This window comes from Kitasatospora sp. NPDC050543 (assembly GCF_044457565.1).
Classification (GTDB): domain Bacteria; phylum Actinomycetota; class Actinomycetes; order Streptomycetales; family Streptomycetaceae; genus Kitasatospora.
Map to the genome: position 1 here is coordinate 41,951 of NZ_JBITGZ010000006.1, position 12,365 is coordinate 54,315.

A 12,365-nucleotide genomic window follows, 5' to 3' on the forward strand; every position below is an offset into this window, starting at 1 on the left:
GCTCCCCCGTCGTTCATGATCTCGATCCGCGCCCTTCCTACCAGGCACGGCCGGTCGGGCGGGTGCCCGGCCCGGCGGGTGCCGGGTCGGGCACGGGATCCCGGTAGAGGATCTCAGCGGCGGGGCTCCCAGCGGAACCAGCGGCGGGCGGCCCAGATCGCCAGCGCGGCCCACAGCACGCCGAGGAGCAGGTGCGGGGCGGCCTGCGCCCAGGTGCCGGCGAAGCCGGTGGCCGGGTCGGAGCCGTCGGTGCCGGTCCAGCCGAGCTTGAGCAGCTGGAAGGCCGGGGTGGTCGGCAGCAGCCGGCAGACGTCCGCGAGACGGTCGGGCATGACCTCCAGCGGCACCAGCAGGCCGGAGCCGAACTGGGCGATCAGCATCACCGGCATGGTGGTGATACCGGCCGTCTCGACGGTCTTGGTGAAGGCGCTGGAGAGCGCGGCCAGCGGGATGAGCAGGGCGATCGCGAGCAGCAGTGCGACGGGCAGCAGCACCGGGTTCACCGGGGTGCGCAGCTCCAGCAGCGCTCCGCCGGCGCCGGTCACCAGCGCGCACATCAGCAGTGCGAGCGCGGTGGAGGGGAGGGCGGTGCCGCCGAGGATCTCCAGGTCTCCCGCCTCGCCGGTGCGCAGCCGCTTGAGGACCAGCTCACCGCGCCGGGCGACGTACGCGGCGGTGAGGTTGTAGTAGACGACGAACACCAGCACGATCCCGATCACGCTGCTGACCAGTGCGGCGTCCAGGTCCAGCCCGGGGGCGCGCTTCGCCGCCGCCTCAAGGGTGCCGCGCAGCGCGCCGACCATGAACAGCGGCAGGCCGACCGCGACGAACAGCGCGCTGCGGTTGCGCAGCAGCAGGGTGGCCTCGGCCCGGCCGAGGGCCAGGATCCGACCGGCGACGGTGGTCGTGGCGGGCGGCACGGTGGCGGTCGTGGCGGTGGGGGCGGCGGCGGTGGTGGTGGTCATCGGGCGCTTCCGATCAGGCTGAGCAGCCGCTTGCGCGGGGCGGGGGTGGTCGGCGTGGGGTCCTCGGTGGCCTCGGCGGCGATCGCCAGGAAGGCCTCCTCCAGCGAGGCGCTGCGGGCGTCGAGCCCGCCGAGGGCGAGCCCGTGCCGGGCGGCCCAGCCCAGGATCGTGGTGAGGTCGCCCTGGAGGTCGCGGGTGCGGACGCTGATCCGGCGGCCTTCGGCGGTGACCTCGGCGGCGGGGAGCGCGGGCAGCGCGAGCGCGGCGAACTCCTTATCGCGTTCGGGGAGTTCGAAGGAGATCCGGGCGGGCCGGCCGGCGATCACCTCGGCGACCGTCCCGGTGGTGACGATCCGGCCCCGGTGCATGATCGCCAGCCGGTCGGCCAGCTCCTGGGCCTCCTCCAGGTAGTGCGTGGTGAGCAGCACCGTGGTGCCCTGGGCGCGCAGTTCGCGCACCAGCCGCCAGGTGGCGGCGCGGGCCTCGGGGTCGAGTCCGGTGCTGGGCTCGTCCAGGAAGAGCACCTCGGGGCGGCCGAGCAGGGCCATGGCCAGGTCGAGCCGGCGGCGCTCCCCGCCGGAGAGCTGCTTGACCCGGACGGCTCGCCGGTCGGCCAGCCCGACCAGTTCGAGGGCCTCCTCCACCGGCCGGGCTCCGCTGGTGAGTCCGGCCCAGGTGCGGCCGGTCTCGGCGACGGTGAGGTCGCCGGGGAACCCGCCCTCCTGGAGCATGATGCCGATCCGGGGGCGGACGGCGGCCCGCTCGCGGTGCGGGTCGTGGCCGAGCACCCTGATCCGTCCGGCGGTGGGGGCGGCCAGCCCCTCGATGAGTTCCATGGCGGAGGTCTTGCCCGCCCCGTTGGTGCCGAGCAGGGCGAACAGTTCGCCCCGGCGCACGGTGAGGTCGATGCCGCGGACGGCGTCGAAGCCCGTGGCGCCGGCCGGGCCGTAGCGGCGGTGCAGGCCGGTGACCTCGATCACATCGTCCGTCGGGTGCGGGGACTGGCTGGTTTCCATGGCTCAAGCCTTCCGCCGCCCGGCCCGCGCGGGCAGTGCGCGGCGTCATCGAAGGCGGGTGAGGATCCACGGGTCGGCGATGACAAATGTCATGGGGGCGGGTCACGGTGAGGGCCGGGACGGGCCGGGGGCGCGGGGCCGGGAACACGACGAAGGCCCCCTCGGGAGAGGGGGCCTTCGACTTCTGGAGCGGACGACGAGATTCGAACTCGCGACCCTCACCTTGGCAAGGTGATGCTCTACCAACTGAGCCACGTCCGCATGATCTGTTCACTTGTGCGTACTGCGAGCGGACGACGAGATTCGAACTCGCGACCCTCACCTTGGCAAGGTGATGCTCTACCAACTGAGCCACGTCCGCACGGTGCCCTGGAGCACCGGCCGCCCCGCCCGGGCTCTCCCGGTTGCGGCGACGTGGATTACTTTACCCCATCGGCCGGGGTGGTCGCCCCACCCTTCCGGACGGGTGGGGCGACGGGCCGGGGCCGGGATCAGTTCGCCGCGGCGAAGTCCTCGTACACGCTCTTGGGGATCCGGCCGCGGGCCGGCAGCTCCTTGCCGTTGGACTGCGCCCAGGCGCGCACGGTGGCGGGGTCCGGGGTGAGTGCGGTGCGGCGGAAGGACTTTCCGGTGCGGCTCTGCCGGCGGCCCGCGGCGACGAAGGGGGCGAGGGCCTCCCGCAGCTTCTCCGCGTTGTCCAGGGACAGGTCGATCTCGTACGACTTCCCGTCGACGCCGAAGTGGACGGTTTCCGCTGCCGCGCCGCCGTCCAGGTCGTCGGAGAGCGTGACAACTACACGCTGAGCCATGGGTGTCAATCCTCTCGGGCAATTCGGCCGTAGGGCGCGGGTGCGCACCTGAGGCCCGATGTGCACCAGTCGCGCAAGCGCGTACGGGCAGGCGGGGTGCCATGCCGGATACGCAGCACTTGCCGCATCAGGTGGCCCTATTCTGCACCCGAAGCGGGGTGAAATCGAAGAGTCCCGCTTTCTTTTCTGGATATTCACTTCTCTTCGCCCGGCAACGGATACCCGGGTGCACTGTGATGGCCGATCTGTCCGGAGTGCCGGTATTCGGGCGTTCTTGTGTGGGCCCTCGAATCCGGCGAAATGGGCCGCCGTGCGGCCGCTCGGAGGGCTGGAACCCTTGTGCCGTAAGGGTCTCGTGTCTACGCGCGTTGCTCGGACCGGCCCGCAATCCGGCCCGAAACCACCGGTAGTCTGGAGTTCCCCCGCCTTCACGAGAACACCACCGGGAGTGCCAGTGGCACGCGTCGTAGTCGACGTCATGCTCAAGCCCGAGATCCTCGACCCCCAGGGACAGGCGGTGCAGCGCGCACTGCCCCGTCTCGGATTCGCCGGGATCGCCGACGTCCGCCAGGGCAAGCGTTTCGAACTGGAGCTGGAGGGCCCGGTCGACGACGCCGCGCTCGCCCGCATCAGGGAAGCCGCCGAGACCTTCCTCGCCAACACCGTCATCGAGGACTTCACCGTCCGCATCGAGGAGGAGGCGAAGTGACCACCCGCGTCGGCGTCGTCACTTTCCCCGGATCCCTCGACGACCGTGACGCCCAGCGCGCGGTCCGCCTGGCCGGCGCGGAGCCGGTCGCCCTCTGGCACCGTGACAAGGATCTCCACCAGGTCGACGCCGTCGTCCTGCCCGGCGGATTCTCCTACGGCGACTATCTGCGCTGCGGCGCGATCTCCCGCTTCTCCCCGGTGATGGACACCATCATCGAGCAGGCGAAGCTCGGAATGCCCGTTCTCGGTATCTGCAACGGCTTCCAGGTGCTCTGCGAATCGCATCTGCTGCCCGGCGCGCTCACCCGCAACGACTCGCTGCACTTCATCTGCCGCGACCAGAAGCTGCGGATCGAGAACGCGAACACCGCCTGGACGGCCGATTACTCGGTCGGGCAGGAAATCGTCGTGCCGCTGAAGAACGGCGAAGGCCGCTTCGTGGCCGATGAGCATGTCCTGGACGAGCTGGAGGCCGAGGGCCGGGTGGTGGCCCGCTACCTCGACGTCAACCCCAACGGTTCGTACCGCGACATCGCCGGCATCACCAACGCCGCGGGCAATGTCGTCGGTCTGATGCCGCACCCGGAACACGCCGTGGAGCCGCTCACCGGCCCGACCACCGAGGGCCTGGGCTTCTTCACCTCCGTACTGAAGCAGCTGGTGAACGCCTGATGACTCTCGACACCGTCAAGAACGCCGAGCAGACCCCGGACGACGCCCAGCCCTGGGCCGAACTCGGCCTCAAGGAGGACGAGTACAGCCGGATCCGCGAGATCCTCGGCCGCCGCCCCACCGGTGCCGAACTCGCGATGTACTCCGTCATGTGGTCGGAGCACTGCTCGTACAAGAGCTCCAAGGTGCACCTCAAGCAGTTCGGCGAGAAGGCCCCCGCCTCGGACGCCATGCTCGTCGGCATCGGCGAGAACGCCGGTGTGGTCGACGTCGGCCAGGGCTACGCGGTCACCTTCAAGGTCGAGTCGCACAACCACCCGTCGTACATCGAGCCCTACCAGGGCGCGGCCACCGGCATCGGCGGCATCGTCCGGGACATCCTGGCGATGGGCGCCCGCCCGGTCGCGGTGATGGACCCGCTGCGGTTCGGCGCGGCCGACCACCCCGACACCCGGCGCGTGCTGCCCGGGATCGTCGCGGGCATCGGCGGCTACGGCAACTGCCTGGGCCTGCCGAACATCGGCGGCGAGGTCGTCTTCGACTCCTGCTACCAGGGCAACCCGCTGGTCAACGCGCTCTGCGTGGGCGTGATGAAGCACGAGGACATCCACCTCGCACAGGCCTCCGGCGCCGGCAACAAGGTCATCCTGTACGGGGCCCGCACCGGCGGCGACGGCATCGGCGGCGTCTCCGTGCTCGCCTCGGAGACCTTCGACGCCACCGGCCCGGCCAAGCGCCCGGCCGTCCAGGTCGGCGACCCGTTCCAGGAGAAGCTCCTCATCGAGTGCACCCTGGAGATCTTCGCCGAGAAGCTGGTGCTGGGCATCCAGGACCTCGGCGGCGCCGGACTCTCCTGCGCCACCTCGGAGTTGGCCTCGGCCGGCTCCGGCGGCATGCGGATCGAGCTGGACACCGTACCGCTGCGCGACAACACGCTCTCGCCGGAGGAGATCCTCATGAGCGAGTCGCAGGAGCGCATGTGCGCCATTGTCGAGCCCGGCAAGGTCGAGCGCTTCCTGGAGATCTGCGAGAAGTGGGACGTCATCGCCACCGTGATCGGTGAGGTGACCGACGGCGAGCGCCTGGAGATCTTCTGGCACGGCGAGCAGGTCGTCGACGTGCCGCCGCGTACCGTCGCCCACGACGGCCCGGTCTACCAGCGCCCGTACGCCCGCCCGAGCTGGCAGGACGCGCTCCAGGCCGACGCCCCGACCGCCGAGCGCCTGCTGCGCCCGGCCACCGGCGAGGCCCTCAGGGAGGCCCTGCTGAAGGTCGCCGGCTCCCCGAACCAGGCCTCCAAGGCCTGGATCACCGACCAGTACGACCGCTACGTCATCGGCAACACCGTGCTGGCCACCCCCGAGGACTCCGGCATGGTCCGGATCGACGAGGAGACCAACCTCGGCGTCTCGGTCGCCACCGACGGCAACGGCCGCTACACCAAGCTGGACCCGTACACCGGTGCCCAGCTGGCCCTCGCCGAGGCGTACCGCAACGTCGCGGCCGGCGGTGCCAAGCCGCTCGCCGTCTCCGACTGCCTCAACTTCGGCTCCCCCGAGGACCCGGACGTGATGTGGCAGTTCGCCGAGGCCACCCGCGGCCTGGCCGACGCCTGCCAGATCCTGGGCACCCCGGTGACCGGCGGCAACGTCTCGCTCTACAACCAGACCGGCGACGTCGCCATCCACCCGACCCCCGTGGTCGCGGTGCTCGGCGTCATCGACGACGTCACCCGCCGCACCCCGATCGGCTTCGCCGAGGAGGGCCAGCACCTCTACCTGCTCGGCGACACCGCCGACGAGCTGGGCGGCTCGGCCTGGTCGCAGGTCGCCCACGGCCACCTGGGCGGCCTGCCGCCCAACGTCGACCTGGAGCGCGAGCGGCTGCTCGCCGAGATCCTGATCGCCGCCTCGCGCGACGGCATGATCGACGCGGCGCACGACCTCTCCGACGGCGGCCTGGCCCAGGCCCTGGTGGAGAGCTGCCTCAAGGGCGGCAACGGCGCCCGGGTGATCGTCCCGGCCGACCTGGACCCGTTCGTCTTCCTGTTCTCCGAGTCGGCCGGTCGCGCGGTCGTCGCGGTGCCGCGCAGCGAGGAGCTCCGCTTCAACGACATGTGCGGCGCGCGGGGCCTGCCGGCCACCCGGATCGGCGTGGTGGACGGCGACGTCCTGGAGGTCCAGGGCCAGTTCACCGTCTCGCTGGCCGAGCTGACGGACGCCCACACCGGCGTCATCGAGGCTCTGCTCGCCTGATCCGCAGGACATCGCGCACCGCATCCCGCCGTGCGCCCCGCAGGACGCCGAGGGCGGCCCGCTCGCATCCGAGTGGGCCGCCCTCGGCGCACCCGGCCGCCCGTCCGCGTTAGCCTGCCGCCATGCCCCCCAAGTCCCGTACGTACGACCCGGTGAAGGTGCGCGCCGCGCTGGCCGCGCAGACCCGGGCGCTGCGCGCCGCCGTGCACGACCTCTGCGCCCGCCCCGACGCCGAGCAACTGCTCGCCCGCCCCGCCGGGCTGGGGCAGTGGAGCGTACGCGAGCTCCTGGCCCACCTGGCGCTCCAGATCGGCTGGGTGCCGCGCCACCTCGACGACCCGCAGCAGGGCCGGGCGCCGATCGGCCTGCTCCAGTGGGTGGCCGGCGTCGGCGGGCAGGCGCCGCTGCTGGACACCGCCGCCCGGGAGCAGGCCGCCACCGCGGAGTTCGGCCCCGGCCCCACCGCGCCGGCCGCCGCGTTCGACCGGGAGGCCGACGCGCTGCTGGCGCTGCTCGCCAGCCCCGAGGCCGCCGATCCGCTGCGCCGGGTGGAGATCGGGCTCGGGTCGATGCTGCTGCGGGACATGCTCGTCACCCGGCTGGTGGAGACGGTGGTGCACGCCGACGACCTGGCCCGCGCGCTGGGCACCGACCGCTTCCCGCACGACCGGCAGGCGCTGGCCGCCGTCACCCGGCTGCTGGCCGACGCCTTCGCCGACCGCGCCCCCGGCGGCGCGGTCGAGCTGCGGATCCCGCCGTACGCGGTGGTGCAGGCTGTGGCCGGGCCCCGGCACACCCGCGGCACCCCGCCGAACGTGGTGGAGACCGACCCGCTCACCTGGATCCGGCTGGCGACCGGCCGGGTCGACTGGGCCGACGCGGTGGAGGCGGCCGCAGTCACCGCCGGCGGCGAGCGCAGCGACCTGCGCGCGCACCTGCCGATCCTGGGCTGAGCCACGGCCGCCGGGACTCCCCGTGGGACGGCCTCCGGGCCGCTGCCGGGGGCGTCGCACGGTTGTCCCCGGGGCTCCGGGACGATAGGCCGGCGGGCGATAACCTACGAAGATCGCACAGATGGCCGACCGGTCGGGCCCATGCGGCGACACCGGAAGCCAGGACGAGGGGACACGGCATGACCGACGGTGAGCACCGGCTGCCACCGCTGCGGGCGGGGCGCCGACCGGCCGGCGCGGCACTGCTCAGGTGGCTGGACGACGAGCGCTCGCCCCGGCTCTGCCGGGTGTCGGGATCGCCGGGCGCCGGCAAGAGCCACCTGCTGGCCTGGCTGGTGCTGGCCGGTACGACACCGAGCACGCCGCGGGCCCAGCGGGTGCACGCCGTGCTGCCGGCCAAGGGCCTGAGCCTGCACGGCGCGGTCTGGATGCTCGCGTACCACCTGGGCGTGGTGGCGCGCACCCCGCAGGAGCTGCTCGTCGCGTTGGAGGGGGACGCCCGGCGCACCGTGGTCTGCGTACCGGAGATCGAGCTGGCGGCGGATCCGGTCGCCCTGGTCACCGAGCTGCTCGATCCGCTGCTGGAGCTGGAGCAGGTCCGGCTGCTGGTGGACGCGCCGACCGGCAGCCCGGCCGCCGCCGCCTTCACCGCCGTCCCGCAGCCGGCGGTGCTGGACCTGGACGACCCCGGCTGGACCGACCGGGCGCGCTTCGAGAGCTGGTGCCTGAAGGCCGGCGGCGACCCGGCCAGGTACCCCAATCCAGGTGCGGCACTGGGTGGTTCGGCTCCCGTCACGCCCGAGGGGCTGGCCGCGCTGGCCGCCCGGATCCCGGTCAGGCCGGACGGCTCGCCCGACCTCGTGGGCGCCGGACAGGAGCTGCTCTCCGACTTCTGGGCGGCCGCGGCCCGTGAGGGCGGGGCCGGCCGGCTCCAGGGCGACCCGCTGCTGCTCGCCCTGGCCGGGCCGGTCACCGTGACGGCGGCCCTGGAGGGCGAGGACGGCACCGTCGCGCGCGCCTGGTACGCCGCCGGGCCGGGGCTGATCGAGGAATCCGACCCGGCCGCCCGGGCCGCGATCCTGCGCACCCGGCTGCTCGGCGTGGACGAGGCCGCCGCCGCCCGGCTGGCGACCGTACCGGCTCCGTGGGGCGGGGTCTGGGCGCACTGGGAGGCCGCCGCGCAGCAGGCGGGGCAGGCGGCCGGGCAGCTCGCGGGCCGGTCCGGCTGGCCCGGCCCGGTGACGGCGCTGGCGCCCGGTCAGGGCCCGTACGCGGGGCTGCTGCTGCTGGCCGACCCGTCCGGCGCCGTCCGGGTGGTGGAGGCGGGGGCGGGCCGCCCGCAGGGCGCCGCGGCGGTGCCCGCGCCACAGCCGTTGCGCGCGCTGGCCGTCACCCCCGGCGGCACGGTGGTGCTGCTGGACGCCCGGGGCGGCACCGAACTGCTCCCGCCGGCGCAGCCCGCGCCGGGCCTGGCGCCGGCCGCCCTGGAGGAGGCGCTCGGCCTGCTGCGGGCCGGCGCGGGCGCCGAGCTCAGCGCGCTGACCGCCGTACCCGGCCTGCCGGACGCCGCGCCCGCGCTCGGCGATGTGGCGGGTGCGGTGCATTGGGTCGAGCCCGGCGGCGCGGTGCGCAGCGAGCGGCTGCACACCGGCCCGGTGACGGCGCTCGCGGGCGCCGCGCTCGGCGGTGACGGCGGGGCGGATCCGGGGTTCCCGGCGCTGGTGAGCGGCGGCTTCGACGGCACGGTCCGGCTCTGGGGCCCGGGTTCGGAGCCGATGGCGGAGCCGGCCGACAGTCGGGGCTGCCCGGTCACCGCGGTGGCGGTGGCCGCCACGCCGGCCGGTCCGGTGGTGGCCGCCGCGTGGTCCGACGGGCAGGTGCGGGTGCGCTACCTCTCCGAGCCGGACGGGGTGTGGGACCTGCGGCTGGGGTCGCAGGTCTGGTCGCTCGCCCTGGTGGGGGAGCTGCTGGTACTGGGCCTGCCGGACGGTCTGGTCGCGGTGCGGATCACCCGGGGGTAGCGCGGCGCCCCGGTCGCGCCGCGGGGCGGGGCGAGGTGAGCGGCCGTCAGGGCACCTTGGGGTGAGCGGCCGTCAGGGCGCCGCGGGGCCGCCGAGGTAGGTGCCGTCGTCGGTGTACGGCCAGGCGTTCGGCAGGCAGCCCTTCAGCCCGTGGATCTGCTGCATCATCGCCGGTGCGGGCTTGCCCTTGCCGGGGCAGTCCTCGTGGCCGTGGCCGATCCGGTGGCCGACCTCGTGGTTGACGATCAGGGCCCGGTACTCGTCGAGCGGGCCGCTGAACTGCGGTGAACCGGTGTTCCAGCGCTTGGTGTTGACCATCACCTGGCTGCCGACGTCGCAGTTGACCTCGCCTTGCGTGTCCAGCCCGGCGGCGCCGCAGATCCGGTCCACGGTGGTCGGCGAGGCGATCTTGACGGTGAAGTCGTACGGCCCCGAGGAGACCAGCTGGAAGCCGTTGCGGCCGTCCTTGGTCCAGCCCCGGTGGTCGGCCAGGATGCCCTGGATCTGGGTGGCGGCGGCCTCCGGGTCCACGCCGCTGCCGTCCTCGACCTCGACCCGGAAGCGGCGGATGGTGCCCTGGCCGACGGGGGCGGCGGCCTTCCCGGCAATGGTGAAGCTGCCGGAGCCGGAGGTCGGGCCGGTGCCCTGGGAGCCGCTGGGGGAGGCGGTCGGGACCGGCTTCGGCGCGGTGGCGCTCTCCCGGGCGGGCGCGGCGGGTGTGGTGGTCGGTGTGGTGGTGGGTGCGGCCGGCGCGGCGTCACCGGCGGCTCGCGGGTTGTCGCTCGGCGGCACCACCCTGCCTCGGGCGGTTCCGGCGCTGCGGCCGGCGGCCGGCAGGGCATCGGGGTGGCCGAGAACGTAGACCGTGCCGCCGAGTATCGCGGTCGAGAGGGCCAGCGCGACGGCCAGGCCCGGGTTCCTGCGCCGGCTGGGCCGCCGCCGGCCGCGACGGGTTTGCGTCCTGTTCCGGGTTCCGCCTCGGGCGGGTTGGGATGCTCGCACGTCCACGCTCTCTGGTCGAACCGGCAACGGTTGACGAAGCGTCACTGCAGATGCGCGGCCCCCCGTCACTTGGCCACATTGGCAGGCGATGTGCAGGATGTCCACATACCCGGTATGCAGATCTTTCATAGCGGACGACGCGGCCCCCGCTCCGGGCCGGTACGGCGGTGGAGCGGGGGCCGGTGGGAGCCGGGTGGCTCAGCCCAGGGTGTCGGCGGCGGTCGGCGAGCTGTCGCGCAGGAACTGGGCGCAGCGCTCCGCCTCCTCCTTCTCCTCGATCGCGGCGGCCGCGCGCCCGAGCGCGTGCAGCGCCCGCAGGAAGCCGCGGTTCGGCTCGTGCTCCCATGGCACCGGGCCGTGGCCCTTCCAGCCGGCCCGGCGCAGCGCGTCCAGGCCGCGGTGGTAGCCGGTGCGGGCGTAGGCGTACGACTCGACGACCCGGCCGGCGGCGTAGGCGTCGTCGGCGAGCTGGGCCCAGGCGAGCGAGGAGGTCGGGTACTTCGCCGCCACCTCGGCCGGGGAGGCACCGCCGGCCAGCAGCTCCAGCGGGCCGGGCTCGGCGGGCAGGTGCGTGGGGGGCGGGCCCCCGAGGAGGTTCTGGTGAATGCTCATGCCCCCAGTCAACCATCCACAGCCGACGGGGCCGGGGCCCGAGGGCGCGCGGGTGCGGAAAGCGGCGCGGGCCGGCGGCGGGGCGCGCGCGGGGCCAGGCGCACGAGGGGGCGGAGACGTACGAGAGGGCGGCCAGGTACGAGAGGGGAGACGTACGAGGTGCGCGGGAGCGGGGAGGCGCAGGGAGGGGCGGCCGAGGCGACGCCACCCGTTCCGGGTCTGCCCCGGGTGGCACCGTGCCCTCCCCGTGAACGCGAGTCCACGAGGAGGGCACGGGCAGGCCGCGGGGTTACCGCCGCCGGGTCACTTCAGGCGGTTGCCGGCCGAGCGCAGGCTCTGGGCGGCCTCCAGCACGCGGGCGGCCATGCCCGCCTCGGCGAGCTTGCCCCAGGTGCGCGGGTCGTAGGTGTTCTTCTTGCCGACCTCGCCGTCGACCTTCAGCACACCGTCGTAGTTGCGGAACATGTGGTCCGCGACCGGGCGGGTGAAGGCGTACTGGGTGTCGGTGTCGAGGTTCATCTTCACGACGCCGTTCTCCAGCGCGGTGGCGATCTCCTCGGCGGAGGAGCCCGAGCCGCCGTGGAAGACGAAGTCGAACGGGTCGTTCTTGCCGTACTGGGCGCCGATGGCGTCCTGGAGCTCGCGCAGCAGCTGCGGCTTCAGGACGACGTTGCCCGGCTTGTAGACGCCGTGCACGTTGCCGAAGGAGGCGGCCAGCAGGTAGCGGCCCTTCTCGCCCAGGCCCAGCGCCTCGGCGGTGCGGACCACGTCGTTGACGGTGGTGTACAGCTCGTCGTTGATCTCGTGCGTGACGCCGTCCTCCTCGCCGCCGGTCGGGGTGATCTCGACCTCAAGGATGATCTTGGCGGCGACGGCCTGGGCCAGCAGCTCCTGGGCGATCGCCAGGTTGTCGTTCAGGGTCTCGGCGGAGCCGTCCCACATGTGCGACTGGAACAGCGGGTTCTGGCCCTTGGCCACGCGCTCGGCGGAGATCGCCAGCAGCGGGCGGACGTAGCCGTCCAGCTTGTCCTTGGGGCAGTGGTCGGTGTGCAGTGCGACGGTGATGTCGTACTTCGCGGCGACCACGTGCGCGAACTCGGCCAGCGCCACGGCGCCCGTGACCATGTCCTTCTTGTGCTGGCCGCCCAGGAACTCGGCACCACCGGTGGAGATCTGGATGATGCCGTCGCTCTCGGCCTCGGCGAAGCCGCGCAGGGCCGCGTGCAGCGTCTGCGACGAGGTGACGTTGATGGCCGGGTAGGCGAACTTGCCCGCCTTGGCCCGGTCCAGCATCTCGTTGTAGACCTCGGGAGTTGCGATGGGCATGCGAATCCGCTCCTGTCGGGTTG

General features: G+C 73.6%; 11 protein-coding genes and 2 tRNA genes. 5 read left to right on the top strand and 8 right to left on the bottom strand.

Annotated elements, in window-relative coordinates; translation table 11 throughout:
• Nucleotides 1–113 precede the first annotated feature (113 nt).
• From ACIBH3_RS09510 to ACIBH3_RS09530, 5 genes are all read right to left on the bottom strand, one after another.
• Nucleotides 114–965, bottom strand: a complete 852-nt coding sequence (locus tag ACIBH3_RS09510; RefSeq protein WP_396311350.1) for an ABC transporter permease — start codon at nt 963–965, stop codon at nt 114–116.
• On the bottom strand, nt 962–1,981 hold the full coding sequence (locus tag ACIBH3_RS09515) for an ABC transporter ATP-binding protein (protein ID WP_396311351.1): 1,020 nt from the start codon (nt 1,979–1,981) through the stop codon (nt 962–964). Before ACIBH3_RS09515 ends, ACIBH3_RS09510 begins: the two co-directional genes overlap by 4 nt.
• 185 nt (nt 1,982–2,166) lie before the next feature.
• A tRNA-Gly gene (locus ACIBH3_RS09520) sits at nt 2,167–2,242 on the bottom strand.
• Nucleotides 2,243–2,269: 27 nt separating this feature from the next.
• Nucleotides 2,270–2,342: transfer RNA gene (locus ACIBH3_RS09525), tRNA-Gly, on the bottom strand.
• A 130-nt stretch (nt 2,343–2,472) separates the two neighbouring features.
• Nucleotides 2,473–2,790, bottom strand: coding sequence for an Lsr2 family protein (locus tag ACIBH3_RS09530; protein WP_396311352.1), 318 nt, complete (start codon nt 2,788–2,790; stop codon nt 2,473–2,475).
• A 454-nt stretch (nt 2,791–3,244) separates the two neighbouring features.
• On the opposite strand from ACIBH3_RS09530, the gene purS reads away from it, so the two are divergent.
• The 5 genes from purS (at nt 3,245) to ACIBH3_RS09555 (ending at nt 9,402) form a co-directional block, all read left to right on the top strand.
• Nucleotides 3,245–3,499, top strand: a complete 255-nt coding sequence (gene purS / locus ACIBH3_RS09535; protein ID WP_396311353.1) for a phosphoribosylformylglycinamidine synthase subunit PurS — start codon at nt 3,245–3,247, stop codon at nt 3,497–3,499.
• A complete protein-coding gene (gene purQ, locus ACIBH3_RS09540; protein ID WP_396311354.1) occupies nt 3,496–4,173 on the top strand; it encodes a phosphoribosylformylglycinamidine synthase subunit PurQ in 678 nt (225 codons plus the stop codon). The genes purS and purQ overlap by 4 nt, the downstream gene beginning before the upstream one ends.
• Nucleotides 4,173–6,428: a phosphoribosylformylglycinamidine synthase subunit PurL gene (gene purL / locus ACIBH3_RS09545; RefSeq protein WP_396311355.1), complete on the top strand. Its 2,256-nt coding sequence runs from the start codon at nt 4,173–4,175 to the stop codon at nt 6,426–6,428. The genes purQ and purL overlap by 1 nt, the downstream gene beginning before the upstream one ends.
• A gap of 122 nt (nt 6,429–6,550) precedes the next feature.
• A complete protein-coding gene (locus tag ACIBH3_RS09550; protein ID WP_396311356.1) occupies nt 6,551–7,381 on the top strand; it encodes a sterol carrier family protein in 831 nt (276 codons plus the stop codon).
• A gap of 179 nt (nt 7,382–7,560) precedes the next feature.
• Nucleotides 7,561–9,402, top strand: coding sequence for a hypothetical protein (locus tag ACIBH3_RS09555; RefSeq protein WP_396311357.1), 1,842 nt, complete (start codon nt 7,561–7,563; stop codon nt 9,400–9,402).
• A gap of 72 nt (nt 9,403–9,474) precedes the next feature.
• On the opposite strand, the gene ACIBH3_RS09560 is transcribed toward ACIBH3_RS09555, so the two are convergent.
• The 3 genes from ACIBH3_RS09560 to fbaA all read right to left on the bottom strand — a co-directional run bounded on the left by ACIBH3_RS09560 (nt 9,475) and on the right by fbaA (nt 12,342).
• Nucleotides 9,475–10,404, bottom strand: coding sequence for a DUF3152 domain-containing protein (locus ACIBH3_RS09560; RefSeq protein WP_396311358.1), 930 nt, complete (start codon nt 10,402–10,404; stop codon nt 9,475–9,477).
• Between the two features lie 198 nt (nt 10,405–10,602).
• Complete coding sequence (locus ACIBH3_RS09565) at nt 10,603–11,016, bottom strand: DUF3151 domain-containing protein (protein WP_396311359.1); 414 nt, start codon at nt 11,014–11,016, stop codon at nt 10,603–10,605.
• A gap of 303 nt (nt 11,017–11,319) precedes the next feature.
• On the bottom strand, nt 11,320–12,342 hold the full coding sequence (fbaA, locus tag ACIBH3_RS09570) for a class II fructose-bisphosphate aldolase (RefSeq protein ID WP_396311360.1): 1,023 nt from the start codon (nt 12,340–12,342) through the stop codon (nt 11,320–11,322).
• Between the last annotated feature and the right edge of the window lie 23 nt (nt 12,343–12,365).

Bases quoted from the DNA above. Each gene is read 5' to 3' on its own strand.
- ACIBH3_RS09510 (WP_396311350.1), bottom strand. From the start codon at position 965: ATGACCACCACCACCGCCGCCGCCCCCACCGCCACGACCGCCACCGTG.
- ACIBH3_RS09515 (WP_396311351.1), bottom strand. From the start codon at position 1,981: ATGGAAACCAGCCAGTCCCCGCACCCGACGGACGATGTGATCGAGGTC.
- ACIBH3_RS09530 (WP_396311352.1), bottom strand. From the start codon at position 2,790: ATGGCTCAGCGTGTAGTTGTCACGCTCTCCGACGACCTGGACGGCGGC.
- purL (WP_396311355.1), top strand. From the start codon at position 4,173: ATGACTCTCGACACCGTCAAGAACGCCGAGCAGACCCCGGACGACGCC.
- ACIBH3_RS09550 (WP_396311356.1), top strand. From the start codon at position 6,551: ATGCCCCCCAAGTCCCGTACGTACGACCCGGTGAAGGTGCGCGCCGCG.
- ACIBH3_RS09555 (WP_396311357.1), top strand. From the start codon at position 7,561: ATGACCGACGGTGAGCACCGGCTGCCACCGCTGCGGGCGGGGCGCCGA.
- ACIBH3_RS09565 (WP_396311359.1), bottom strand. From the start codon at position 11,016: ATGAGCATTCACCAGAACCTCCTCGGGGGCCCGCCCCCCACGCACCTG.
- fbaA (WP_396311360.1), bottom strand. From the start codon at position 12,342: ATGCCCATCGCAACTCCCGAGGTCTACAACGAGATGCTGGACCGGGCC.